Below are 26,587 nucleotides of genomic sequence, written 5' to 3'. Positions count from 1 at the left end.
GGCGGTTTAGTGCTATATTTCACTGTTTTTAACTTTTAATAAATTTAGTGCTAAAACCGAAAGTTTTGTGCTTCGAAATCCGCTACTAACCATACACAAATCGTTGTAAATAAATAGCTCTTCAAAGTTCCCAACTTCGTAGCTCTATAAAAATTGTAATTCAGAAAATGCAAATATCATTTACAACCTATACAGACAATGATAAAACGGAGGTGTTGGAAATGATGGCTGCATTTAATAAAATAGAGGGCTATGAATTTGATCCAATAGGTAGAGAAGAGAACGTATTAGCATTTACTTCAGACGAATCTTTAGGGAGACTCTATGTAATGAAATACCAACAACAAATCATTGGATATCTAGTCCTAGCATTTGGATTTAGTTTTGAGTACAAAGGTAGGGATGCGTTTATAGATGAGTTCTATATAAAACCAGCGTATAGAAATAAAGGAATTGGCGGCTTAACACTAGATTTTATAGCTTCAGAATCCAAAAAACTAGGCATACAAGCGCTACATCTAGAAGTAGAACCTCGTAATGTAAATGCTAATAAATTGTATCTAAGCAAAGGCTATCGCTCCAACGATCGAAAATTGATGACTAAAAAAATAAATGAACGTTAATATTTAGTAAAAACCAGCAACTAATAACTACTGGTTTTTTAAATAGGGAAAATTTGTATTTCTTTAGAGAGTATATGCAAAATAAGTACAAACACAACAAAGTATCATACCTATATATCGATAGACTGATATCATCCTATGGTACCTGCAAGCTAATATGAATCCTATTTCGAACTTAATTGATAAAATAAACAACCAAAAGCTTTGGGATAGAGAAGTAGTATTAGAACGTAATGAATATCTAAAGGTAAAGGGGACTATTGATACCAATATTTATTTGATAAAAAGTGGAAGTTTACGAATATTTGTAATCGATGAATATGAAGAACATACCATAAGATTTGGGTATAAAAATAACTTAATAGCATCTTTAGATTCTTTCCTAAATGAACAACCTTCAGATTTCTATATACAAGCATTAAAAAAGACGAATGTTAATGTCATCAGTAAAAAAAAGTATATATCTTTTATTGAATCATCACCTGAGAATAAAGAACTATGGCTTTCTGTTTTAGAAAATTTTGTATTACAGCAAATGGAAAGAGAAAGAGATATTCTAACATCATCTCCTGTGGAGCGCTATAAGAGAGTTTTAAAACGAAGTCCACAACTGTTTCAAGAGATACCGAATAAATATATTGCTTCGTATTTAAGAATGACACCAGAAACACTTTCTAGAATTAAAAAATCTTAATTTCAATCAATTTTTTTTTTAAAATCTCTGTTGACATTTGTAATAAAATAAAGGTAATGGCAATAGCGACTAAAAAATTATTACAAGACTTATTAGAAATTACACGAGCGAACCTAAACGGTGCAGAACAATTAAAAAAGGAATCTGTCACAGCTCTAAATTGGAAACCAGCTTCAGAAAGTTGGAGTGCTTTAGAATGTATTGAACATCTAAATAGGTATGGAGATTTTTATATTCCTGAAATCACAGCCAAAATACAAACCTCTACACACAAGCCTTCTGAAATTTTTAAGAGTAATTGGCTGGGTACATATTTTAGCAAGTCCGTTTCTTATAATGAGAATGTAAAGAAAATGAAAACCTTTACGTCTATGAATCCTCTGCACTCAGAATTAGATCTTCAAACCATAGACAAGTTTATACATCAACAACATCAGATACTAGCACTTTTAGATCAGTCCAAAAATGTAAATCTTGACAAAACGAAAACTGCAATTTCAATTTCACGATTCATCAAATTAAGATTAGGAGATACGTTTAGAGTGGTCATATATCATAATGAACGGCATATGAAGCAAGCAGAAAAGGCAATAAAAATGTCAATAGGTAACAAGTTGCATGTTTAATTAAAGTGAGTTTGATGTGATTTTTAAATTCTTAAAAGCCGTCAAATTGAGTGATTTTTCGCAATAAAATGAAGAAAAATAGTATCGAAATTAGGCTTTTACCTAAAATGTACTTGTCTTCGATACATCTCGCCTTCGGCGGACACGCTGACTGACGTAAATTTTCTTAGGTCGAATTCATGTCAATTACTGCAGCGCTATGAAGTTTGTTTCCTAAAAACTGTAAAAATGTAAACAAAGGTTATCATTCCAACGACAGTAAACTTTAACTAAAAAAATAAATGAACGTTAATTTTTAGCAAAAACCAACAACTAACAACTGCTGGTTTTTTGTATGTAGGGGAATTTGTGTTTCTTTAGTGAGTAAGTACACATAGAATAACATACAGTAAGAATAAAACGATAGCTTGGTATATAATTAACCTCGTTTTGCATAAAAAATAAAATGATGAAAAAAAGCATAGTTACTTTCAGTTTCCTATTCTGTCTAATGAGCATTTCTTTTTACGGACAAAACAAAAAGGATTCTTTAGAAATCAAACAAGTAGCATTGGATTATATTGAAGCTCAGCATAATGTAAAACCAGAACAGTTCGAACAAGCTGCGCATCCAAGAATGGTAAAAAGAACTTTTTGGACGAATAAAAAAACAGGAAAGGAATATTTAAGAGAAACTTTCACTGATGCCATGATTCTACTAGCAGAAACCTATAATCAGGATAAAGATAAGTTTCCCGAAAATCCCAAAAAGGAAGTTGTTATTCTGGATATTTATGACAAAGTAGCTTCTGTAAAACTCATTGCAGATGACTGGATAGACTATATGCACATTGTAAAACTCAATGGCAAATGGCAATTGGTAAATGTGTTGTGGCAGTTTAATGACGCTAAAAAGCACTAAAAATATACATCCGACCTTACATTATCCCGAAAGGTTAGCAATCAATACGCAGTTTTTGTCTAAATCCGGGTAACATTTTCATTTTTCAGGATATACATATACAACCTTGTAAAACATCTAAAACCAACTTTATGAAAAAAATTCTAGTGTTAGGATTAGTTTTAATTTCAAGTATCTCATTAGCGCAAAGTGATGTAAAAATGAAATCTGACTATTCATCCGATAATCCCGAAATAAGAGATATTTTAGAATTTCAAGGAATTGAATATTTAAAGATGCGTTTTGCAATGAATACTATTTGCTAAAAAAGAGTGTTATGAATCTTTAAAATGAACAAATCAGTAACAAAGTAGAAAAATATAAACAAGTGAAAATATATGCCTCATTAATTGCCACCATTGGATTTCTTTTTTCATGTACTGCGCAGGTGTCAGAAGAAGATCAGTTGATTAGCATCGATAGTTTAAAAATAAAATCAATAAGACCAATGGTAGGAGAGTACAATTCTCCTTTTACAGATGTAAAACAATACACTTCCATGGAAGAGGCATTGGCTAATAAAAAAGATGTATTAAGACTTTATTTAAACTCGAAGCGAGTAGCTAATGGAATCCCGAAATCAATAACAGAATTAAAAAACTTGGAAGAGTTGGTAATTAGAGGAGGATTATCGGAAATTCCAGAGTTTATCTCCGAATTAAAAAACTTAAAACGCTTATACCTGGATTATAATAGTTTTTCCACAATACCTGTTGCTATTAGTAGGTTAAAAAAACTCGAAGTACTAAGTCTAAGCGATAACACTATAAAGCAGTTACCAGATTTTTTAGGCGAAATTAAAAGCCTAAAAATATTGAACGTTTTTGAGAGTGGGATTGATAAATTACCAGAGAGTATAGGCGATCTAAAGAATTTACGTGTACTCAATATATCACATACGAGTATCTCTAGTTTGCCAAAATCTTTAAAAAAACTGAAAAAATTGGAAAAACTAGATATACATGGAACCAAAATAAAAAATATACCTCTCGCTCTTATAGATTTACCTCTATCAAAATTACCAGCAAAAGAAAAAGAGATAACAGAAGTTGATGAAGATATAAATCCTTTGGAAGTTACATTACTACGATTATCGAATAAAAATCTAAAGAGCATTCCTGAGGAAATTAGAGCTTATAAAAATTTAAGAGAATTAAATATTTCAGATAATCAGATTGAAAACATACCAGAATGGATCGAAGAACTATCTAATTTAGAAACACTTGATTTTACAAATAACAACATAAAAAAAATACCGCAATCTGTCTACAGGCTTAAAAAGTTACGCTATTTATATTGTTCTAGTAATGAGATCACTTTTTTATCAGATACTATTGCAGAATTGAAACGTCTTAAGAGGTTAAGCTTACATCAGACGAAAATTAAAGAACTACCAAATGCGATAGGATTATTATCAAATTTACGATACATAAGCTTTCCAGACAATATAACTTTACCAAAGACCTTTAGAAATTTACAAAAACTCTTTAACGTGGGTGCTAGTCCACGTACACTTCTAGAAAACTACGAGGAGATTCGAAGGTTAAATCTAGTAGAAATTAATTTATCAGAATTAGGGCTAACCGAATTACCAGATTGGGTTTTGGATATAAAAAGTTTATCAAAGTTATTTCTAACCGGGAATAACTTAAAAACGTTACCAGATTTATCATCTTTAAGTAATCTTAATATGATCGAATTATGTAATAATAATTTAAGTAAGGTTCCTGCAGATTCCCTAAAAGGCTTGCAAAATGTAAGGCTGTATGTATACAATAATAATATTGCAGATAAAGAGGATTATGATACGCAAGATAAAATCAACGCTTTATATCCTGACTTATATATTATATTTTATGAGCATAATAGACGTAGACATCGATAAATAAAGGTTTTAGCTTTTTTTGATGCCATAGCATTGTTTTGTATGTGCTTAGGTGTATTCTAAAAATGGAAAGGAATAGCACCTAAAATTATTTTATGCATAGTAAGTTAAGTTATAGGTGCTTTACTAAACTTTGTTATATACCAATTAATTCAATACATTGAATTATTGAAATTTGACATATTCCGATGTATAAAGGGTTACATGTGCTTATACTTAATAAATAGCAAGGTTTTTTGATTTAACTAAACTAGAAAAGTAAAAAGCAAGGTAACATTTCGTTCATTCAAGACACTTATATAAAAAAAATAGTTAATAACCGACCTTAAAATGACTGCACAGATTTCTGATCATATCATATATCAAGGAGAGATATATGATCTAACAGGATATACAGAGGAAATACCATTTTTTGTAGAATCATTTGGACTTAATCCAGTTGGAAAAACAACTGCTTGCTGGAGAGGATTTCAACGAACTTTTATTATTGATAAGGATCAATTACTAATTCAAGGTGTAGATATAAATTTAAAAAAAGAGAATTCTAAAAAGTCTCCTTTACCTAGTATTAATGGGGTTACCCCAAATACAAAAGTTCGAAGACCTAAATCGTTTTTTTTTAATACAGAATATGAAGGCCTAAATTATTTAATTGAATATTCTGGATCTTTATTAATCGGTAAAGATTTTATTAGGAACTTATATGTTCATATGGGATTTCATCCAGCGTGGAAATATGAAAAAGTATTGGAGTTTGAATTTAATCATGGAGTTTTAGTGAAAATTGAAGATCTAAGTAAGAAAATGAAGGGAATTAGAGCAGAATTACAGGAAAATGAAAATAGTATGAAAGATATTAATACACATGATTGGATTGAATCAACTTTTAATCAGAAATATAAAAAATAAGATTGTGTCTTATTAGATACATATGTAAAATTTTAAGTAATCAATAAGAATTAATTTTGAAAAATAAAATTCCATTTGATAAACATCTTTACATTGAACAAACAAGATTAACTTTTCCTTATATTTTTCATGAAGAATATAAGAAAATGAAAGAATCAGCAATTATTGCTTGCGTGTTTTTTATAATTGGATTTAGTATCCTAATAGCAGGAAGTGAATTAAGTACATTGTTCTTTATTGTTGGAATTTATGCAGTGTTTGATCTTTATTATAAGAATGAAAGGTATGTCGGATTAAAAAACGATTACACCAGAAATTTAAAAAAGCTACTGGAAGAGAATGAACTCACCAAAATGGGAACATTTGAACTTAATGATAATTGCTTAAGATATTCCAATGATTATCTATGTAATTGGACAAATTGGGAAGATTTTTTAAAATTTAAAATCATTAAATCTAATCTCGTACTAATTAAAAAAGAGAATTGTGAAGAGACTTATGTAATAGGGGAATCCGAAGTTGGTGTAGTAGAGTTTCAAAATATTCTAAATTTCGTAAAAGAAAAAATAAAGAAATGACGCAATTGATATTATTCCTTACTTTTAAGCCTGTACAAAAAGGTTTTCATACGTGTCTATTAAACAAGTAAACAAACATAAAAAAGGAACAGTATGGCAAAAATTTCTGAGCAGTTCAGCATGGCGTTGGTTACAGAAAGCCATGGTGTTAATCCTCTTTTCATTAGTCGTAAATCATATAGCAGCAAGCGATAATTTTCAGGATGATACGGCATATAGATTTCCTATTGAAGGTTTTCTGTTCACTATTATTTTTTCTACGCTGGTAGCCATAATAGCACATTTCAATTTTAAGTTTTACAAGAAAAAGTATTTTTCCATAAAGGTAGAGATCGCCAAAATAGGAAGGTTTATGGCCTCAACTTTGGGATATATTACAATAATTTATATTCCTGTAAATATCATTGTAGAAGCTCTTGCAGATGGAGATATACAATTCTATTATATCGTAATTGGCTTACTAATTACCTTACTAATATGTTTTATTTTGATAGGTTTATGGTACGCTCAGGATATCTACGAGTTATATAAGTTATCTTTAAAAGATGCTGAAATTACGATTGATAACGGTATAAAAATGACAAAGCTGAGTTATGAAAACATAGCTTGTTTTTACAGCGAAAACAAAATTGTATATACCATTAAGAATGATGGGACAACCATGAATACAGATTTTACCTTAAACGAGCTCGAAGAAAAAATAAATGATCAGTTATTTTTTAGAGCCAATAGGCAAATGATCGTTCATAAAGATACCATAGATCAAGTTGAAAAGATTGAAAACGGCAAGTTGCGTATTTTATTAAAACCCTTTATTAAAAACGATGCAATCGCCGAAATCACTATCAGTCGTTACAAACGAAAAGCATTCATGGATTGGTTTCTATAAATGATGGCTAGAAATTATCGACTATTCAGCTGTAATTTACGACCATTCAGTAAAAACATAAGTATTTAAAGGGGTTTTCAGAGATTTTGTTCATTATTTCGTTTAGAATTTAAAATCAAAAACAATGAACAAAATGAGCTTACGACAAATAGTAATTCCATTAGTTACTACTGCAATTATCTTCTTTTTATGGTTCGGACCGATTACCCTTAGTTATGTAGAAAACATCGTTATTTCGATATTAATCATTATTGCTAATTATATAGAGTACCAAGGAAAACCATATTTGGCACTTGGGTTTCAACGAGAAAAATTTACAACCAAAAGTATATTCGTACTTGCTCCATTGGTAGCACTAGGTCTTTTTGTTTTTTATGTGTTTTTATTAGTTCCCGGAATTACAAAACTCACAGGAGCTCCGATAGACTATTCGAGTTTTAATGAATTAAAAGGAAATCTTCCAGCTTGTTTAGTGGCTTTATTGATCGTATGGGCATCAGCAGGATTTGGAGAAGAAATTATCTTTCGAGGTTATTTTATGCGACAGTTGGTGAAATTCTTTGGCGAAAGTAAAATGAGTATACTACTTAATATATTGCTTCTGGCTTGTTTTTTCGGATTCATGCATAGCTATCAAGGTATCACAGGGCAGCTTGTTACAGGGATTGTTGGAGCAATTTTAGCAACGATATTCTACTTACGTAAATACGATTTGTGGTTCCTTGTTGCAGTACATGGTTTTTTTGATACCATAGCCTTAATTTGTGTTTACTTCGGTTTATTCTAAAAAATACAAAGGATTAGCACCTATAACTTTTTTATGATCCTTGTGCATAGTGAGTGCGTTATGGGTGCTTTTTTAACTTTGTTATATACTAATTAATTCTTTACATTGAAGTCATTCAAACTTAGCACACTTTGATATATAAAGAATCACATACACTGATACTTAATAATATAGCCAGGTTTATTGATTTAACTGAGCTAGAAAAGCAAAAATACCTCTCTTTACTTACCGAAATAGAAGTAAAAAAGAAAGAGTTTTTGATGCAGGCTGGTGATATTACGACCTATGAGTATTTCATCACAAAAGGATGCTTAAAGGTGTATACATTAGATGAAGATGGAGTGCCTCACATATCAATGTTTGCCATAGAGGATTTTTGGACAGGTGATATGGCTAGTTTTATGACTAAAGAACCGACGCGTTATTTTATTAAGGCTACCGAGCATTCGGAATTATTAGGGATTTCTAAAGCTAATTATGAATTGTTATTTCAGGAAATTCCAAAGTTCGAGAAGTTTTATCGTATCCTATACCAAAGATCGCTAGTAAGTTATATAAGACGTTCTAATCATGGTATCTCCTTAACTGCCGAAGAACGATATATTGAGTTCAAAAAGAAATATCCACAAATCATTAATAGAATTACCCAAAAAGACTTGGCAGCGTATATTGGCATTACTCCAGAATTTATGAGTAAAATTATTTCGAAAGTAAATCGAATGTAAAAGTCTTAAACTAGTTCATTTTTTTTCATGCATTCCTGTCGGAATTTTGAAGCATGAAAAAAATAAACATCATTACTTCGTTTCTAATAGTTTGGTTTTCAAATGATTTGCAAGCACAATTCGCACAAATCGAACTGTTTTCTGGATTAGATAAAACAGACTTTACCATATACTCCAGTTATACGATTAATGACAGCAAAACGCTAAGCATTAATACACTTGCCTTTTTCCAGAAGTTTCATAACGAAGAAAACCAGGATTTTGATGAGATCGGTGTACAGCCCACACTATTTTGGAATATCCATAAGAATGTAGGTATTGGTCCATCGATATATTACAACAGCTTTGCTGGGTTTTCAGAACGTTTATCGGCATATATTACGTTCAAGAATTCGCGGTTTTTATTCGTAGCGATTCCTACCATAGCCTATTCCGAGGAAAAAGATGCTAGCTATACCGAAGCATTTCTACAGTTCCAATACAATACACCAATAAATAATAACCTCTCTTTTTGGTTAAACGGACAGTTTGTAACGATCTGGGACAAATTTAAAACACACTCCAGAAGTTATCAGCAATTACGAGCTGGAGTATCATGGAAAGGACATCAGTTTGGTATCGGTTTCGACTTTGATCAGTATGGACCAAAACCCATAGAAGTAACATCTTTTGGCGTGTATTATCGAAAAACTTTATAAACATTTTTAAATCTTAAACAGTATGAAAAATTTAGTAAACAAACTTTTAACAACAGATCCCAATATTGGATTTAGTATCGCACGACTCACATTAGGGGTAGTTATATTTCCGCATGGAGCACAAAAATTATTAGGACTCTTTGGAGGGTATGGATATTCAGCGACTATGGAATCCTTAACTACCCAAATGGGGTTGCCCAGTATTGTGGCTGGTGCTGTAATCATAATTGAATTTTTCGGATCTATCTCATTACTGTTGGGAATCTGCAGTAGGTTTTGGGCATTAGCACTAGCAGGAATGTTTACAGGAATTATTGTCACAACACAACTGGAACATGGGTTTTTTATGAATTGGTTTGGCAATCAAGCCGGAGAAGGGTATGAATATTCGCTTCTAATCATTGGTCTGGCTCTAAGTATTGTCATAAACGGTAGTGGAAAATGGTCCGTAGATCATCTAATCTCTAAAAAATAGGAATCATGAAAAAAATAATCACAATTGCAGGAACCAATAGTCAAAAATCTATCAACAAGAGTTTACTGTCCTATACCACCAGCTTCTTAGAAGAAGTAGAAATTATTTCTATTGATTTAAACGATTATGTCCTACCCATATATGGTGTAGATTACGAAGCGGAAAATGGAATACCTACAGCGGTTAAGAGACTCGATGAACTGATCAATCAGGCAGATGGTTTTATTATTTCTCTTGCAGAACATAATGGAGCCTATGCAGCAGTATTTAAAAATGTGCTCGATTGGTTGTCTCGAGTACATATGAAGATATGGAGAGAAAAGCCCATGTTGTTAATGGCTACTTCGCCTGGTGATCGAGGAGGTATAACCGTTTTGCAATCTGCAAAGATGTATTTCCCATATCTGGGTGCTCATATTGCTGCAGATTTTTCATTGCCTAGTTTCTATGATAATTTTTTAGAAAATGAAATCGCTGATCACGAATTAAAAGAAGAATTGAGGGAGAAAATCCAACTTTTTGAACAACAATTAAGCCCTTCCATAAGATGAGGATAGTGTCTTTGGAAGTGCAGATACATACAACCCTCCTAATTTAAAACCAGTAGATATCCATACTGGTTTTTTTATGTATAGGAATTTATGTTTCTTTAAAAGAACTTTCAAGATGATCACAAAATAAAAGTGAGTGTTCAGGTACAGATACAATCATTAGAATTAACTTTATTAGATGGAAATGACATTAGAATATTGGAATGAATTAGGAAAACAAACGCTTTTAATTACTTCGTTGTTAAGTGGTTTTTCGATTACTGTGGTAGCAAACCTATTAGTTGCTGATAAAAATGATAAACTCACTAATCGTATTTTAAAATCTGCAACACTGGCAGCTGGATGTTTTTTAGTGAGTGTGTTTGCTATGGTCAATATTGTAATGACAACCACACCAGGAGGCTATATTAAGGATGTGTCATTAAACGATTTTCAAGTTGCTAGAGTAGTGGGGATGATCACTTTTATTATCGGACTTTTTTCTCTTACCACTATGATTGCCTTATCTGGTTGGACCAAATCTAAAAGAGTAGGTCTTTTTACTACGATCATTGGTATCTTGACTTTGCTACTAATTTTTATAACCATGACCAGATTTGGGAGTTAATTCACGAAACACGAAACTCAATAAAAATTTGCTTGCTTTACAAAATATGGTTTATGAGCATTGTGATTTAGAAATTTCTGATCTCATTGTTGAATCCGAAGGAAAGGAATATGATGCTTGTAATTTTTTGCTAAATGAAAAGCGAGTGATTAGTAGAAGCGCGAAGATCACTCCTAAAAAAGTGGGTCAGTTTGTAACCTTTTGGAAACGAAATAAAGAAGGGATCACAGCACCTTATGAAGCTAGTGATCATTTTGATTTCTTTATCGTACAAGTTACCAACAAACACAGATTAGGACAGTTTGTTTTTCCAAAAAAAGAGTTGGTGAACAGGGCGATAGTAACTACTGAATCAAAAGACGGAAAAAGAGGTTTTAGAGTATATCCAATTTGGGATCAACCACAGAGCAAGCAAGCCATCAAAACTCAGCAATGGCAATTACATTATTTCTATGAGATTACCAATAAAACCGATGTGCAAAAAGTAATCGAATTATACCATTTACAATAAATCTAAAGGTTGCGCATAATAGCTCAAGGACAATCCAACATTTATAGAGATCAATTAGAGCACATCTAGTTTTTTTATCTGGGGAAATTTGCGTTACTTTAAAGGAGGTTTGATGATTCTTGCATTGGGGAATAAAATAGAGCAAGAATATTTTCGGTGGGAGATATATACCTACTATACAGGTAATTGATCAAATTCTAAAAGGGCATACTATGAATACTTACGCTGATAAAACACAAGAACATACATCGGTGACAGCTTCTAGCGCTAGGGAACAGAGCAGTGGAGAATCTACATTGCAGTTTGTAGATAATAAACCAGAGGCTTCGGCACAACGAAAATTGCAAACGATCGCTAATAATAGTCCAAAAGCAAAGCAATTGAAAGCTCTTCAAAAAATGGCTTTTCAAACAGTACAAATGAGACGAGTAAGTGTTAGTCAATTAAGAGGTGGCGGGTTAACTGGACCCAACAAAGGAAATACTTACAATTATAATCCTGGTAATGGGATTCATATAACTGTTCGGAAAAGTGGCCCTGATGTTACTCATTTTCATGTTCGCAAGGATACAAAAGGAGGCGTCTATAATCGAATAGATTATAATGAAGATGATAAAGGAGATTGGATTGAAAGCAACGTAAATGTTCCAGCAGGAGGTGATTTAGAGACTCAAATGAAGAATGCTGCAGCCGATATGATCGCTTGGCTTAAAGGTTTGCCAACACCTCCTAGCTAATCAAAAATGTTGCTAAAAAATTAAAAATAAAGGTAACATTTTACTCGTCTGGGATACCTATATTAAATAAAATCATAGATATGAAGACTACACTACCATGTTTACTTGTTGTATTAGTATCTTTTAGCTGCAACAATACTACAGATATAAGGAAGACAGAAACAGAGCAAAATGAAATAACAACTATAACCGAAGAGCAAAAACTAGCGATGGCCGCGGAAGGTAAGCAGGTTGGTAGTGCCACAATCACCACAATAGATAGTACCTTTATTGGAACAGATACATTTAGAGGCAAATTATTAGTAATTGATTTTTGGGCGACTTGGTGTTCTCCTTGTATAAAAGAAGCTCCGATGTTTAAAGAGATTGCAAAGAAGTATAAAAATGAAAATGTAACATTTATCTCTATATCCATTGATAGTGATTTCTCCAACTGGAAAGAGTATGTTACAGAAAATAATTGGGAAGGAAATAATTACTGGTATGGTAGATTTAACAAAGATTCTTTCGCATATTTAATTTATTCAAAATTTAACGTGAAAGATGAGGAAGTAGTAGGAATAAGTTTGCCTAAATATGTGATCATATCTCCTGAAGGCAAGATCCTAAGTAATGCAGATTTAAGACCGAGCAAACCAGGCTTTGAAACTGAAATTAAAAAATATTTGTAGTTAAAAACGTATGATTAATATGTCGATCTTAATTAAGGATCAATTCATATTCAAATGGTAACAAAATGAAATATAATATAGATACTATTAACAAATCCGAATATCAAGAAGTAGTAGAGGTGTGGGAATCATCAGTAAGAGCGACACATCACTTTTTGAAAGAAGAAGATATAGCATATTTTAAACCACTGATCTTAAATACATATTTGGATGCGGTAACGTTAAGATGTGTACGAAACGAGAATAAGAAAATAGTTGGTTTTCTAGGAGTAGCAGAACAGAATTTAGAAATGCTATTTATTGATCCTAATTACCGCGGTAAAAAGATAGGGAAAACATTGTTAGAATATTCCATTGATCAAATGGAAGTAATTAAAGTTGATGTAAATGAACAAAATGAGCAAGCAGTTGGGTTTTATAAACATCAAGGATTTGAGGTGATAAATCGTTCAGAGTTGGATGCTACCGGAAAACCATATCCGATACTTCATATGGAATTAAAAAAGTAGATAAAAAAATGTATTTATTGAGTTTCAATATTGTTAATACTTGCTCAGTTATACATAGAAATTTATGAAAACAAATCGATTCTTAGGAATACTATTTTGTGTTATGTTTTATGCTTGTAAAGCACAAAAAGATGATCGTATTATATTCTTTCTACATAATCGTTTTTTAGAAGAACATACATTACAAGAATCTCATCCGCAATATGGAAAGGTAGCGTATAAAGAGATTTTAGACACCTTCAAAAGGAGCGGATTCAAGGTGATGAGCGAACAAAGAAACGGAAATGTAAATGCACGTACGTACGCGATTGGAGTCGTGAATCAAATCGATAGTTTACTACAAAATGGAGTAGCACCTGATAAAATAACAGTTGTTGGTACTTCCAAAGGTGGTTATATTGCACAATATGTGTCTACTCTAGCCAATAACCAAGACCTAAATTTTGTATTTGTAGCAAGTTTTCAGGATAGTGATATCGAGCAAATTCCTGAAATTAATTATTGTGGAAATATTTTAACTATTTACGAAAAGTCGGATCCTTTTGGTGTTTCTGCAAGTAAACGAAAAGAAAACTCCACTTGTACGATCAAGAATTTTAAGGAAATAGAATTAAATACAGGAATGGGGCATGGATTTTTATTCAAGCCTTTACAAGAATGGATAACCCCTACGATTCAATGGGCAAAAGGAAATTATAAATGAAATAAGGAATCACTTGTAAGAGTATTAAAATCATAATTTATAAAAAAAGATTCTTTTCTATGTTAACCTTTTTAAAAGTAGAAAGATTAATAGGAAAACACTTTTAAATATTAAATTATGAAAACTTTAAAAAAGCTATTTTATTTTTCGTTTATAATCTCTTTATCACTGTTTGTTTCTTGTGAAGGAGAAGATGGTATGGACGGATTAAACGGGGAACAAGGAGTACAAGGAGAACCTGGACAAGATGGGAATGCAAATGTAACAGGTGTAACAGTAGATCCTTTTCCTTCATGGACATCAGGATCTTACTTAGGTCAGGAAGCAAATTTTGTAGAAATAACAGAGACCTCATTAACAGAAGCAGTTATTGACGATGCTTTAGTTTTAGTTTATTTCCAACTTTTTGGTGATAATGTTTGGTATCCTATGACGTATGCATTTCCATTTGATAGTGGTAATGAAGAAGTAATCACCTATACCTATGAACCAGATTTGGTTACCATTTATGCTCTTTCCACTACGGGTCCATTAAATGCTAGTATTTCGAAAGTTCGTTATTTCATTATTCCGACTAGTGATGCGACTGCACGAAGTGCTTCTACAAGAGAGATGAAAGTACAGCAATTATGGGATAAAGGGATTGATATTAATAGCTACGAAGAAGTAGTAAATTACCTTAATCAATAGTAAATCATTAGTAATACAAAATATTTATAAAAACCGAGATGTTCATAAACATCTCGGTTTTTTTTGTATAACAAGAATTTGTTCATCTGCTTTAAATAATGGGAAACGTAACATATTATTCATATTGTTATAGAATTCAATTATTCCTAAGCCTAAAAAATATACAAGATTCGAAATTTTGTATACGAAAGTAACATCCTGTGACACTTAACTTTGCAGTATTCTTTTTAATAAAATATTAAAAAAATGAGTACAGAAGCGTTTGGTAAAAAAGGGTGGACTCCCAATAGGATTAAAGATGTAAGCGGACGAACATATGTCATCACTGGCACTACAAGTGGTACTGGTTTTGAAGCAGCGAAAATATTGTTGTCAAAAGGAGCGAAAGTAGTGATGCTTAATCGAAATCCTAAAAAGTCAGAAGATACCATTTCAATATTAAAAGCAGCATTAGGAAATCATATTGATGTAGTAAACATTCGTATGGATTTGGTAGAACAAGCTTCTGTAAGGGAAGCGGCAGCAGAAGTATTAAATACAATTCCGCGTATTGATGCTTTACTTTGTAATGCTGCCATTGCTCAAGTACCACAACAAAAGTTGACCGTTGATGGTTTCGAAAGCCAATTGGGAGTGAATCATTATGGGAACTTTTTGCTACAAGCCCTATTATACCCGAGAATAGAAGAATCGAAAGGTCGTATTGTTGTTGTAGGTAGTATGGGATACAATATGGGTATTAAAACCATACAATTTGATGATATGAATTGGGATAAGAATTACAGTCCTAATAGCGTATATAGTCAGAGTAAATTGGCGCAGATTATGTGTGTGTACGAATTACAAGATCGACTAAAAGAAGCTGGAAAAACAGATGTTAAATCATATGCTTGTCATCCAGGAGCTTCTAGAACTTCACTCATAAAAACAAGCGGAGGTCTCATGACACGATTTGTTTGGCAATTGATGAAGCTTTCTCCATTTGTACAATCTGCAGAAAGAGGAGCCTATCCGCAATTGATGTGTGCTACAGAACCTGATTTAGATCAAAGAGGTTTTTATGGTCCTACTGGAAGAGGTTACTGGACAGGTCCCGTTGGAGCATGTAAACTAGAACCTCACGCAAAAGATAAAGTAGTGGCTGACAAGCTATGGGAAGTCTCAGAAAAAGCAATTAATTTTAAGTGGAATTTTTAAATTTAAGGACATGGAAATTTTGAAAGCAGCAATGAATTGGGCAAAAGCTGAAGTTTTTTCATCAGTATTTTTTATTCTATTCGGAATGATATTTTTATGTGCTACCATTGGTTTCTGGCAATTAGGAAAAACCGAATTCTCAAAAGCTTTTATTATACCAACATTAATAGCTGGTACGTTACTTTTGATTATTGGATTTGGACTCGTATATTCCAATAAATCGAGGATTGCTAGTTTTCCAGATGCCTATGAAAATGACGCTTTTACCTTTGTACAATCAGAAATTTCAAGAACGGAGAAAACCATGAAAGAGTATCAACTAATAGTTTTCAAAGTTATTCCAATAATGAGTATTGTTGCTGCTTTGTTGATTATTTTTATAGATAAATCAGGTTGGAGAGTCGGTAGTATGGTTACCATCGCATTATTAGCTGTGGTGGTGCTTATTGATAGTAACGCCAATGCCAGAATTGAAGCGTATCACCAACAATTATTACAAGCCGAAAAAGAATTAAAAAATTAAAACTGGGATGCAACATTTTAAAACACTTGCGGCGTATTTAGAGTATATGGAGCTTCCACGTCCAGAACATCCGATGCTGAGCGTATTATTTGCCAATGAAGAAAGTTTTCTTCCATGCCCTAGAAAAAGTTCTGCTCCCATTACAAACGAATGTTATACTATAAGCTTAAAGAAAATTGTAAAAGGCGATTTAAACTACGGACGAACAAAATACGATTTCACCAATGGAGCATTAATCTGCTTAGCCCCCAGACAAGTTTTGCAATGGGATAGTAGTGTAGTTTTCGAACAAAAAGGTTTTTCGATAAATTTCCATGAAGATTTTATCAAAGGAACAGAACTAGTTCAGCAAATAAAAAAATATGGTTTCTTTTCGTATTCTGTAAATGAAGCATTACACCTTTCTCCAAAAGAAGAAAAACTCATAGAATCCATAGTCGAGAATATAGAAACCGAATATCATAATAATCAGGATGAGTTTAGTAAAGAAATCATCATTTCGCAATTAAGTACCCTTTTAAAATATGCCAATCGTTTCTACGAGCGACAATTTATACATAGAAAGGAGCTGTCGAATAATCTATTGGAACAATTTAATGATCAGTTGACGGTATATTTTGAATCCGGGCGATTACAGGAAGAAGGAATTCCAAGTATCGAGCAAATAGCAGAAAAGTTGTCCATTTCTCAACGTTACCTTAGTGATACCTTAAAAAAAGAAACGGGTAAAACCACTACAGAACACCTACAATTATATCTTATTGATGAGGCGAAAAATATTTTATTGAAACCAGATAAAAGTATCTCTGAAGTAGCCTATGATTTGGGATTTGAATATCCACAATATTTTTCAAGAGTATTTAAAAAGAAAGAAGGCATGAGTCCGTCAGCCTATAGAGAAAAATATAGAATGAATTAATAGCAAATAAATATTGAAGAGATCCAGCTATTTCATTAGGTTACAATAATATTTGGTATTTTTAAGTACTCATAACAATACACTTAATGAAATACTTTAAACTTCTCATTTCCTTTGGTCTCACCATTGGAATTTTTTACGTTTTAAATACACAACTTGGTAACATTCCGCCTTTGGGCAAGTTTTTAAATCCTGTATCTGGAATTTGGCAAAACGAAACGAATGAAGCTATAATAGGTGATATTTCTATTCCTGGATTAAAAGATGAAGTAACAGTTCATTATGATGAATTGATGATTCCGCATGTATTTGCTCAAAACGAAGCAGATTTGTACAAAGCCCAAGGCTATATTACTGCAAAACATCGGTTGTGGCAATTAGAGTTTCAAACCCACGCAGCCGCAGGACGAATATCAGAACTCTTTGGAGAAAGAGCTTTGGACTACGATAGATCAGAGCGAAGGCGTGGAATGGTTTATGGAGCAGAACAAGTGATGGAGTATCTAGAAAAATATGATCCAGTAACCTTAGGCTTTATACAGAATTACTCTGATGGAGTAAATGCTTATATAGATCAACTTAATCTTGATCAATATCCGGTAGAATATAAATTGTTGGATTACAAACCTGAAGCATGGACCCCTAAAAAAACAGCATTGCTTTTAATGTATATGACTAAGATGTTAGCAGGTTATGATGATGATCTAGAATATACCAATGTTTTACGACTTGTAGGAAAGGAGAACTTTGAGTTATTATTTCCAGACTTTTTCGATATCACGGATCCAGTAATTCCTAAAGAGACAGACTGGAGTTTTATAGATGTACCACAAACCCCTTTGCCTGCTAGCAAAGCTGTATTGGATACGATTACAGAAACTATAGAAAAACCTCATCCAGATAACGGAAGTAATAATTGGGCAGTTTCTGGAGCAAGATCGGTAACAGGTAATCCAATACTGGCCAATGATCCGCATTTAGGTCTCAAGTTGCCATCCATATGGTTTGTAATGCAATTAAGTACACCAGATCATAATGCTTTTGGAGCCACCATTCCAGGAGCATTGGGTGTTATCTCTGGATTTAATCAATATATCGCTTGGGGAGAAACAAATGCCACTAGAGATGTTATTGATTGGTACAAAATAGCCTTTAATGAAGACCGTTCGAAATATAAATATGATAACCAATGGAAAGATGTTATTACACGTGTAGAAGAGATTAAAATAAGAGAAAAAGAAAGTTATAAAGACACAGTGCTTTATACGCATCATGGTCCTGTGGTATATGATAAAAACTTTAAGTCAGAAAATCAGCGTTCTGGATATGCGATGCGTTGGATTGCACATGACGGAAGTAATAATCAAAAAACCTTTATTGAGCTTAATAAGGCAAAAAATTATGATGATTATGTCAGCGCTTTACAATATTGGAATGCACCAGCGCAGAACTTTGTATTTGCATCAACAGAAGGCGATATTGCATTATGGATACAAGGGAAGTTTGCAAATAAATGGGAAGGACAAGGAAAATTTTTGATGGATGGGAGTAATCCAGAAAATGACTGGCAATCCTTTATACCACAGCAATTCAATGCGCATACCAAAAACCCTGAACGTGGTTTTGTGAGTTCTGCCAATCAACATCCTGTAGATGAAAACTATCCTTATTATGTTTTTAATGATGGATATGAAACCTACAGAAATCGAGTGATTAATGACTTTTTTAATTCTAAAGATAAGTTTAGCGTACAGGATTTTAAAGAGTTACATAACAATAATTATAATCTGAAAGCTGCCGAATTAGTTCCACATATGTTAGAACATATGGAAACCTCATCTTTATCTGAGGATGAAAAAGCTATTTATGAAGAAATCAAAGCTTGGAATTTTAATAATGATATCGACGAAGTAGGTCCGAGTATTTGGAGACAGTGGTATGGGAAATTATACAATATGCTTTGGGATGAGTTGGATGTGGAGGATATGGCATTGACTTCGCCATACACCTATCAGACCATTTATTTATTAAAGAATTGTGGAAATCATAAATTTATGGATATTGTGGAAACAAAAGATAAAACAGAATCATCCAAAGATTTGTTTCTATTAGCTTTTCAAGAAGCGGCCAAACGTTTAAAAGAACTAAAAGAAAGAGATGGGGATTACACTTGGGTAAACTATAAAGGCACTTATGCGGGACATTTGTTACAAAGCTTACCAGCCTTTTCAAGATTTGATATTCCAATCGGTGGTGATCGTAATATCGTTAATGCTACTTCCGAAGATCATGGACCTTCTTGGAGAATGATTGTAGAGATGACCTCTCCACCAACCGCGTTAGGGATATATCCAGGTGGTCAATCTGGGAATCCTGGCAGTCAGTATTATGATAATTTTATCGATGATTGGGCAGCTGGAGACTATTACAGTCTTAACTTTTTACAATCTAACGAAGCTACGGATGCCATTATAGGAACACAAACTTTAAAGCCAACTCATCATGACTAAGAATAGTATCAACTTTATTATAACCATTATATTAGCGTTTGTATTATCCCTTTTTCTGCCATGGTGGTCTATAATGATTGCAGCTGGTATTACAGCTATAAGTATTCCGTTAAAAAAGGCAGCGGTGTTTTTTATACCTTTTTTAGCCATATTGGTATTTTGGTCTATCTATTGTTTTACGATTAGCAGTGCTAATGATTTTACATTAGCCAAAAAAATCTCTCAATTATTGCAAATGGGAGGGAATGCTTATTTACTTATTCTACTTACTGGAATTATTGGAGGATTGGCAGCAGGTATCGCTGCTATTTTTGGAAAACAAATTGCTGTCCTTAGAAAGCAACAATAAAAACTATAGGTATATAGTAAGAAGTATTTTATAAAATAAAAGATAAGAATATAACATGTGTCGATATTCGATGGCAAATTATAAACCTCATTATGCATGTTTTAACTGTAGAAAAACATTTAAAAGAAGACTTTTGAGGGATATTAGAAAAGGCACCCAGAAAGATGAGAACGCATCGTTGGCAAGATGTCCCGAATGTGGTAACTTAATGGCTAATATGGGGCTAGATTTTAAATCTCCAAAGAAAACAGATGTAAAAGCTTGGAAACATATGTGTACATTGTATGAAGTAGGAATTACATTTCATTCTTGTGGTTGTAATGGACCTGGTTACATTCCAAATGATTCTAAAGCTTTGGTGAATTATTTTGAAGAAATTAAAAAACAGTATTTAGCACATCAACACTTTTGGGCACAACGACAAGAAGATCCAGATGAACAAAGTGAGATTGCTAAAGATCAAAATCAAAATTGGAGCTTTCTCAGTCGTATTCCAAAGGAATTAAAGACTGGTTCCCCAAATAAACCCGAATACGATTCTCAAAAAGCACAAATATACTGGAATAAGAAAGTTAAATTAATAGAAGAGAACCTACGGAAATTAAGAAGAAAATAGATTGCTTTAAAAGGAGGAAGAAAAGAAATAGTTTGATTAAAAATTAAAACAACTAACTTATTTATCTTCTAACAAAAGTTAAGAAAACGATAAAACCTTTACAAGATCATTTTTATATTTATTTTTGGTCTTTCGCACATTTCAAACTCAACATTATGAAAAAATTACTTCTAAGTACACTTTGTGTCGTTCTTTTTATTTCTTGTGAAGAACCTAAAGAAGCAGCAGATTTACTCGTTTTTAATGCCAATGTCTATACAGTCGATGAAGCACAACCTAAAGCAGAAGCCTTTATAGTAAAAGATGGAAAATTTAAAGCCATTGGAACTTTAGAAGCATTAAGTAAAACATATACCGTTACAGATTCTATCGATGCAAAAGGTAAAACTGTGCTACCAGGATTAATCGATGCGCACTGTCATTTCTATGGATTAGGAATGCAGCAACAAAAAGTAGATTTGGTAGGAACCACCAGTTATGAAGATGTAATAAAGCGTATCATAAAATTTCAGGAAAAGAAAAATGTACCCTTTATAACAGGTAGAGGTTGGGATCAGAACGACTGGGAGGTACAAGAATTTCCTACTAAAGAAAAATTAGATAGTCTTTTTCCAAAAACACCTGTGGCATTAACACGTGTTGATGGTCACGCAATGTTAGCAAACCAAGCTGCATTAGATCTGGCAAAAATAACGATAGATACTGAAGTTTCTGGTGGGGAGATCATTAAGAAGGATGGAGTGTTAACAGGAGTGTTAATCGATAACCCTATGGAATTGGTAGAAGCTATCTTTCCTAAACCAACCGTAGCAGAGCAAGTAACAGCATTAAAAGATGCGCAAGCAATTAACTTTAGTTATGGATTAACCACGGTTGATGATGCAGGATTAAGTCCACAAGTGATTTCAGTAATTGATAGTTTACAGAAAGCCGAACAATTAAAAATCAGAATGTATACTATGGTAAGTAATGTTCCTGAATATGTGGATTATTATTTGAAACAAGGAGTATATAAAACAGAAAAGCTTAATGTATCATCTTTTAAGGTATATGCAGATGGAGCTTTAGGATCAAGAGGAGCTGTACTTAAAAAACCATATTCGGATAAACATGATCACCATGGAGCGATGGTCATAGGAAATGAAGAATTTAAGAATCTTGCCAAAAGATTAGCAGCATCTCCTTTTCAGATGAATACACATGCGATCGGTGATTCTGCAAATGCTGTTGTAATGAATACTTATTACGACGTGCTAAAGGATAAAAAGGATAGAAGATGGCGTGTAGAACATGCCCAAGTGGTAGCACCTGAAGAGTTTGAAATTTTAAATGATAACTTGGTCATGAGTGTACAACCTACGCATGCTACGAGTGATATGTATTGGGCAGACGAACGATTAGGAGAAGAGCGAATCAAAGGAGCATATGCCTATAAGCAGTTATTGGATAAAACAGGTAAATTAGCATTAGGAACGGATTATCCTGTGGAAAATGTAAGTCCTTTTTATACATTTTACGCAGCCGTAGCTCGTAAAGATTTGAAGCAATATCCAGAAGGAGGATTTCAGAAACAAGATGCGTTAACCAGAGAAGAAACTTTAAAAGGAATGACTATCTGGGCTGCTTATAGTAATTTTGAAGAAAATGAAAAAGGAAGTATCACCGCTGGTAAATTTGCTGACTTTGTTATCCTTGAAGAGAATATCATGGAAGTACCGGAAGATCGGATACCAAATATTAAAGTGCAAGCTACGTATGTAGGTGGAGAAAAAGTATATTAAGTTAACACGTAACACCTTTTTCTATTACGAGAAAGGTGTTACACTTAATTCTTCGTTTTTGTAAAACAATCGAAAAGTTTTGTTCACATGTTGAATAACAGCTTCAAAAGGGTTTGGTTTTATTTTTAAATCTGTAGGAAACCAAATATCTTTTACCTCATAGTTTGGTAGCAGTAAGATTCCTTCCTGAGAACCATTGGTGCCGAATCTATCAATATCTCCTTTCCAAAACTTGGTGTCTAACTCGCTTTCTAATTGCTCATTTATTTTCCTTACATTATTGGTAGGCATTCCCATTTCGTTAATGCCTAAAACCTTAGAGATGTCAAAAGTAGCATGATCATCATTTTTTAAATCATACCGAACTATAAATTCTGCGATATTGCCACTTGCATCATAGAAGTAAAAGGAATCGGCATTCCAGGATTCGAAATTTTGCGTTTTTCTACCATTTTCAATATCAATAACTTCTGTTCTGTTTTCCATCCATTCCAACGCAGTATGTAAATGATTCGCAGGAATGAGAAAGCAATAATGATATGCGTAAGCCGTTTCCGATTTTTCAAAAGTTAATTCACTCCAACCGATTTTAACTGTAAACGAAGTTGGATCAGAACTGAGCAATTCGAAACCTAAAGTTTCTGTGTAGAATTTTAATTCGGAAGATAATTGTGTTGTGAAAAGCTTTAATTTTTTAAATTTCATTATGGTGTAACAAAAGAATATTTTGATTAAAAATAAATCCGTCTTATTTGGAAAGTAGGAGTTACGGTTGCTTATTACCTTCCTCCATTGGCTTGTAAATCTGCTATGCATAATGGATCTAAAGTAGGAACACTATTTCCTATTAACCCCATCATCCCAGTTTCGAATTCTATGGCCGCTTCCATCAAACAACTTTGTACATTACAATGCCCACGTGATACTGTATTTTCATGAGGTGATTGTAAAGGAGTACCAATATTTACCAATCCTAATAAATGCGCAAATTCATGATTAAGAGTAGCAGCTTCTATAGTGGAAAGCATAGGAGCGTTTGGATTGCTGCTTAGGTTTCGAAGGGTACTTTCGTAAATTACTATAGAGGTATTTAAATAAGCAGCTCCTAAGGTTACTCTATTACCATTATCGGTATCACTAGTGCCATCAGCAAAATAAATATATACAGTAATCTCATCACCCGCATTAAAAGCAGTTCTTTCTGCTGTCTCTATTTCTCTGATTTTTTCAATATTAAATGGAGACAACCCCGAAGAAGTTACTGTTCGTTGATTGATAGTAATTCCATCCGGCTTAAATAATCTATCTTCCAGAAAATTCCTAAAAGTATTTATAGCAGTCGTAGTTGGTGCAAATCCTTCTACTGATACAATTTCCACCGTTAATCCTCTAAAGTTAGTATCACTAAGGAGATCATTAGCAGAAGTTCCTAATGGTTGCGTATTGCTTGTTTCTCCATTAGGTACAAAAGTGTTTTCATCGTCATCGGAACATCCAACAACTATAAAAGATAAAAACAAAAGAATGCTTAAGAATTTTGTAATTTGCATAAAATATGATTTTCCAGAGGTAGTTAGTAAATAAACGAATTTATGAGATATTTAGTTTTTGTTTTAACGTTATTTTTAACAGTTACTGCAAATTTTGCACAAAGATCGTACCACGAAGATGCTATGCGATACTTTTCTTTAAACGGAACTGAGCAGCAATATGATGCAGCAATCGATCAGATGTTTACTTTGCTAAAACAACAGTATAGCGCGCAGCAAGTTCCAGATACTGTTTGGGAAGAAGTAAAAGGAGATAAGAAAGAACCGTTAAATAATATCAAATCTTTATTAGTATCTGCTTATCGTAGTAACTTTACCCATGAAGATATTAAGCAATTAATACGTTTTTATGAATCAGCGACTGGCCAACAAATGGTAAAAGATAGATTACAGCTTAGCGATAGCCAAAAGGTTGAGTTGTCTGATTTCTTTACTTCTGAAGTTGGACAAAAGATTCAAAATCAAAGTAATTCTCTAAGAACAATGGTTGCCGAGGTTAGTGAGCAATGGAGCAGGAATTTATATCAGGAAACCGTAAAGAAGTTGAAATCTAAAGGTTATCAGTTGCCATAGTTAGTTTTGCTAGATAGTCATTACTTTCTCCTTCTGTGATAAGTTCACATAATAATCCATTGGAGTTGGCTGCATTTTGTAGGGTATTGTAGTCTATATATAACCAAGGAAACCAATCTGAGGAATGGTTTTTATAGTTCATTTTATATTGCATTTCTCCATAATATCCTTTAGAAGTATCTACCCAAAAACTACCATCTTCTTCAGCGAATAAATAAGAAATATCCGAGGAATCCATTAAAATCTGGCCGTTGGGTTTGAGTAATTTTTTGAGATGTGTGAAGAACAGATCAATATCACTCAATTTCCCTATAATCCCACTACCATTCATTAAAAATAAGAGTGTATCATATTGTTTTTTTTGAAGCTTTAGGACATCTTGAACACTAGCTGTTTGAATACCTCTTTTTTTGCATATCTCTATGGCTCCTTCGGAAATATCAATCGCATGAACTTTCATTTTTTTATGTTCTTGAAGATATAAACTATGACTTCCTGCGCCACAACCTACATCAAGAACTTCTCCAATAGCGAGATCTAAAGCTTTTTGTTCTATTAACGGCATTTCTTCATAGGATCTGAATAAATACGGTATCGGTATGATATCATCATCGAAGTCTGGAGCCTGTACGATAATATCCTCTTTGTATTGGTTGTAATAAAAGTCTTTAATCGCTTCTCCAAAAATATCTTTACTCATGATTGTAGTTCTGAATTCAAAATTCGTTGTTCATAATTTGTAATTTTGCACTATGCAAGAATTCATAGATCAATTACCAGAACTGGCCAAAGATAAGCAGAACGAGAATAAAAAGTATTTTGCCAAACTAAAAAAGAAACCACCAAAACATTTAGATCGATTTATGCAAGATCTTCATGATGAAGAGTTTCAAAAAACAGATTGTTTAGAATGTGCTAATTGTTGTAAGACTACAGGACCTCTTTTTACCGATATTGATGTGGATAGAATAGCGAAGCATTTAAAAATGAAATCACATCAGTTCGAAGAGCAATATCTTAAGAAAGATGAGGATGGAGATTTTGTACTGCAACAAACACCTTGTGCTTTTTTAGCGGCAGATAATTATTGTTTGATTTATGATGTAAGACCCAAAGCTTGTAAAGAGTTTCCGCATACAGATAGGAAAAAGTTTTATCAGATTTCTAATTTAACGATGCAAAATGTTGGGGTATGTCCTGCAGCCTATAATATTGTCGAAAAAATGAAAGCTACCATGCCTTTGGAACACAAAAGTAATAGACGTGCCTAGTTTAAGGCAGTATTATAAGATTTTAGTAACTATAATTTTAATAAATCTATCATATTCAAATTTTTTTAATTGAATTTGGTAACCTTTCCAAAAGGTAAATCGAGCATTATTTTGTGAAGTTACAGAGACCGAAGTTCCATCTTCTTGTTTTATTGTTTTTGTATATTCAAATGAATTTAATTCTTTTTCAGATTTTAGATGATCATTGCTATACACAGATAAGAACTGTAAGATTTCTTCTTGTTGTAGGTTTAGTGTAATGTTTGCAGATGCTTTTGTAATACCTTTAAGGGAAGTTTTATGCGAAAAAGATTCCAAAGTAATGGATAAATTATCTTCAAAAACAATCGTTTCATTCGTTTTGACTTTGATTATGGTTCCGTATTTCATTTCCATTGCTTTCTGATGAGAGGGTGTTTTTTGACCATATATAGAACTGCTAAACAGGATTACATGAATTAGAAAACATATTTTTTTTAGAATGTTCATT

Annotated in this window: 34 protein-coding genes; 30 read left to right on the top strand and 4 right to left on the bottom strand. The window is 32.8% G+C overall.

Annotation, left to right across the window (positions count from 1 at the left end):
• The first annotated feature begins 167 nt into the window (after positions 1–167).
• The 28 genes from Q1B37_RS19090 (at position 168) to Q1B37_RS18955 (ending at position 22,703) form a co-directional block, all read left to right on the top strand.
• The gene (locus tag Q1B37_RS19090; RefSeq protein WP_299901346.1) at positions 168–623 is read left to right on the top strand and encodes a GNAT family N-acetyltransferase; all 456 of its coding nucleotides are present in this window, start codon (positions 168–170) and stop codon (positions 621–623) included.
• A 157-nt stretch (positions 624–780) separates the two neighbouring features.
• Positions 781–1,317 carry a Crp/Fnr family transcriptional regulator gene (locus Q1B37_RS19085; protein WP_299901343.1) on the top strand — a complete coding sequence of 179 codons (537 nt, stop codon included), beginning with the start codon at positions 781–783 and terminating at the stop codon, positions 1,315–1,317.
• 56 nt (positions 1,318–1,373) lie between these two features.
• The gene (locus Q1B37_RS19080; RefSeq protein WP_299901341.1) at positions 1,374–1,943 is read left to right on the top strand and encodes a DinB family protein; all 570 of its coding nucleotides are present in this window, start codon (positions 1,374–1,376) and stop codon (positions 1,941–1,943) included.
• Between the two features lie 448 nt (positions 1,944–2,391).
• Complete coding sequence (locus Q1B37_RS19075; RefSeq protein WP_299901339.1) at positions 2,392–2,844, top strand: nuclear transport factor 2 family protein; 453 nt, start codon at positions 2,392–2,394, stop codon at positions 2,842–2,844.
• A 131-nt stretch (positions 2,845–2,975) separates the two neighbouring features.
• Complete coding sequence (locus Q1B37_RS19070) at positions 2,976–3,149, top strand: hypothetical protein (RefSeq protein WP_299901336.1); 174 nt, start codon at positions 2,976–2,978, stop codon at positions 3,147–3,149.
• 62 nt (positions 3,150–3,211) lie between these two features.
• The gene (locus Q1B37_RS19065; protein WP_299901334.1) at positions 3,212–4,768 is read left to right on the top strand and encodes a leucine-rich repeat domain-containing protein; all 1,557 of its coding nucleotides are present in this window, start codon (positions 3,212–3,214) and stop codon (positions 4,766–4,768) included.
• A 330-nt stretch (positions 4,769–5,098) separates the two neighbouring features.
• Positions 5,099–5,677: a hypothetical protein gene (locus Q1B37_RS19060; protein WP_299901332.1), complete on the top strand. Its 579-nt coding sequence runs from the start codon at positions 5,099–5,101 to the stop codon at positions 5,675–5,677.
• A gap of 146 nt (positions 5,678–5,823) precedes the next feature.
• A complete protein-coding gene (locus Q1B37_RS19055) occupies positions 5,824–6,255 on the top strand; it encodes a hypothetical protein (RefSeq protein ID WP_299901330.1) in 432 nt (143 codons plus the stop codon).
• A gap of 52 nt (positions 6,256–6,307) precedes the next feature.
• Positions 6,308–7,144 (top strand): LytTR family DNA-binding domain-containing protein, encoded by an 837-nt coding sequence (locus Q1B37_RS19050; RefSeq protein ID WP_299901327.1) that lies wholly within the window; start codon positions 6,308–6,310, stop codon positions 7,142–7,144.
• A gap of 133 nt (positions 7,145–7,277) precedes the next feature.
• Positions 7,278–7,931, top strand: a complete 654-nt coding sequence (locus Q1B37_RS19045; RefSeq protein WP_299901325.1) for a CPBP family intramembrane glutamic endopeptidase — start codon at positions 7,278–7,280, stop codon at positions 7,929–7,931.
• 131 nt (positions 7,932–8,062) lie between these two features.
• A complete protein-coding gene (locus Q1B37_RS19040; protein WP_299901323.1) occupies positions 8,063–8,656 on the top strand; it encodes a Crp/Fnr family transcriptional regulator in 594 nt (197 codons plus the stop codon).
• A 53-nt stretch (positions 8,657–8,709) separates the two neighbouring features.
• Entirely contained in the window at positions 8,710–9,354 is a 645-nt protein-coding gene (locus Q1B37_RS19035; protein WP_299901320.1) for a hypothetical protein, read from the top strand.
• A gap of 22 nt (positions 9,355–9,376) precedes the next feature.
• Entirely contained in the window at positions 9,377–9,829 is a 453-nt protein-coding gene (locus tag Q1B37_RS19030) for a DoxX family protein (protein ID WP_299901319.1), read from the top strand.
• A gap of 5 nt (positions 9,830–9,834) precedes the next feature.
• Complete coding sequence (locus Q1B37_RS19025) at positions 9,835–10,380, top strand: NAD(P)H-dependent oxidoreductase (RefSeq protein ID WP_299901317.1); 546 nt, start codon at positions 9,835–9,837, stop codon at positions 10,378–10,380.
• 178 nt (positions 10,381–10,558) lie between these two features.
• Entirely contained in the window at positions 10,559–10,987 is a 429-nt protein-coding gene (locus tag Q1B37_RS19020; protein WP_299901315.1) for a hypothetical protein, read from the top strand.
• 28 nt (positions 10,988–11,015) lie between these two features.
• Entirely contained in the window at positions 11,016–11,498 is a 483-nt protein-coding gene (locus Q1B37_RS19015; protein WP_299901313.1) for a MepB family protein, read from the top strand.
• Between the two features lie 212 nt (positions 11,499–11,710).
• Positions 11,711–12,235, top strand: a complete 525-nt coding sequence (locus tag Q1B37_RS19010; protein ID WP_299901310.1) for a hypothetical protein — start codon at positions 11,711–11,713, stop codon at positions 12,233–12,235.
• A gap of 80 nt (positions 12,236–12,315) precedes the next feature.
• Positions 12,316–12,906: a TlpA disulfide reductase family protein gene (locus Q1B37_RS19005; protein WP_299901307.1), complete on the top strand. Its 591-nt coding sequence runs from the start codon at positions 12,316–12,318 to the stop codon at positions 12,904–12,906.
• A gap of 65 nt (positions 12,907–12,971) precedes the next feature.
• Positions 12,972–13,415: an acetyltransferase gene (locus Q1B37_RS19000; protein ID WP_299901304.1), complete on the top strand. Its 444-nt coding sequence runs from the start codon at positions 12,972–12,974 to the stop codon at positions 13,413–13,415.
• 64 nt (positions 13,416–13,479) lie between these two features.
• A complete protein-coding gene (locus Q1B37_RS18995) occupies positions 13,480–14,118 on the top strand; it encodes an alpha/beta hydrolase (RefSeq protein WP_299901302.1) in 639 nt (212 codons plus the stop codon).
• A 117-nt stretch (positions 14,119–14,235) separates the two neighbouring features.
• A complete protein-coding gene (locus Q1B37_RS18990) occupies positions 14,236–14,808 on the top strand; it encodes a hypothetical protein (RefSeq protein WP_299901300.1) in 573 nt (190 codons plus the stop codon).
• Between the two features lie 246 nt (positions 14,809–15,054).
• Complete coding sequence (locus Q1B37_RS18985; protein WP_299901297.1) at positions 15,055–16,005, top strand: SDR family oxidoreductase; 951 nt, start codon at positions 15,055–15,057, stop codon at positions 16,003–16,005.
• A gap of 10 nt (positions 16,006–16,015) precedes the next feature.
• Complete coding sequence (locus Q1B37_RS18980; RefSeq protein ID WP_299901294.1) at positions 16,016–16,528, top strand: hypothetical protein; 513 nt, start codon at positions 16,016–16,018, stop codon at positions 16,526–16,528.
• Between the two features lie 7 nt (positions 16,529–16,535).
• Positions 16,536–17,447, top strand: coding sequence for an AraC family transcriptional regulator (locus tag Q1B37_RS18975; RefSeq protein ID WP_299901292.1), 912 nt, complete (start codon positions 16,536–16,538; stop codon positions 17,445–17,447).
• 86 nt (positions 17,448–17,533) lie between these two features.
• Positions 17,534–19,957 (top strand): penicillin acylase family protein, encoded by a 2,424-nt coding sequence (locus tag Q1B37_RS18970; RefSeq protein ID WP_299901289.1) that lies wholly within the window; start codon positions 17,534–17,536, stop codon positions 19,955–19,957.
• Positions 19,950–20,306, top strand: coding sequence for a hypothetical protein (locus Q1B37_RS18965; protein ID WP_299901286.1), 357 nt, complete (start codon positions 19,950–19,952; stop codon positions 20,304–20,306). Before Q1B37_RS18970 ends, Q1B37_RS18965 begins: the two co-directional genes overlap by 8 nt.
• A 133-nt stretch (positions 20,307–20,439) precedes the next feature.
• Positions 20,440–20,922 (top strand): hypothetical protein, encoded by a 483-nt coding sequence (locus Q1B37_RS18960; protein ID WP_299901283.1) that lies wholly within the window; start codon positions 20,440–20,442, stop codon positions 20,920–20,922.
• A 155-nt stretch (positions 20,923–21,077) separates the two neighbouring features.
• Positions 21,078–22,703, top strand: coding sequence for an amidohydrolase (locus Q1B37_RS18955; RefSeq protein WP_299901281.1), 1,626 nt, complete (start codon positions 21,078–21,080; stop codon positions 22,701–22,703).
• Positions 22,704–22,727: 24 nt separating this feature from the next.
• Here the strand turns inward: Q1B37_RS18955 and Q1B37_RS18950 are convergent, their stop codons facing one another.
• Both Q1B37_RS18950 and Q1B37_RS18945 read right to left on the bottom strand, forming a co-directional pair.
• The gene (locus Q1B37_RS18950; protein WP_299901278.1) at positions 22,728–23,408 is read right to left on the bottom strand and encodes a glyoxalase; all 681 of its coding nucleotides are present in this window, start codon (positions 23,406–23,408) and stop codon (positions 22,728–22,730) included.
• 74 nt (positions 23,409–23,482) lie between these two features.
• A complete protein-coding gene (locus tag Q1B37_RS18945; RefSeq protein ID WP_299901275.1) occupies positions 23,483–24,253 on the bottom strand; it encodes a hypothetical protein in 771 nt (256 codons plus the stop codon).
• A 42-nt stretch (positions 24,254–24,295) separates the two neighbouring features.
• On the opposite strand from Q1B37_RS18945, the gene Q1B37_RS18940 reads away from it, so the two are divergent.
• Positions 24,296–24,826, top strand: a complete 531-nt coding sequence (locus tag Q1B37_RS18940; RefSeq protein ID WP_299901272.1) for a DUF2059 domain-containing protein — start codon at positions 24,296–24,298, stop codon at positions 24,824–24,826.
• Here Q1B37_RS18940 and Q1B37_RS18935 read toward each other — a convergent pair.
• Complete coding sequence (locus Q1B37_RS18935; protein ID WP_299901271.1) at positions 24,804–25,526, bottom strand: class I SAM-dependent methyltransferase; 723 nt, start codon at positions 25,524–25,526, stop codon at positions 24,804–24,806. The genes Q1B37_RS18940 and Q1B37_RS18935 overlap by 23 nt on opposite strands.
• 52 nt (positions 25,527–25,578) lie before the next feature.
• Here Q1B37_RS18935 and Q1B37_RS18930 point away from each other — a divergent pair, with 52 nt between their 5' ends.
• On the top strand, positions 25,579–26,097 hold the full coding sequence (locus Q1B37_RS18930) for a YkgJ family cysteine cluster protein (protein WP_299901269.1): 519 nt from the start codon (positions 25,579–25,581) through the stop codon (positions 26,095–26,097).
• Between the two features lie 12 nt (positions 26,098–26,109).
• Here the strand turns inward: Q1B37_RS18930 and Q1B37_RS18925 are convergent, their stop codons facing one another.
• Positions 26,110–26,586, bottom strand: coding sequence for a hypothetical protein (locus Q1B37_RS18925; protein WP_299901268.1), 477 nt, complete (start codon positions 26,584–26,586; stop codon positions 26,110–26,112).
• Position 26,587 lies beyond the last annotated feature (1 nt).

Source organism: uncultured Aquimarina sp., from assembly GCF_947492965.1.
Taxonomy (GTDB): Bacteria; Bacteroidota; Bacteroidia; order Flavobacteriales; family Flavobacteriaceae; genus Aquimarina.
The sequence above is the reverse complement of the archived record's forward strand: the minus strand, read 5'-3'. Positions and strand labels throughout refer to the sequence as shown.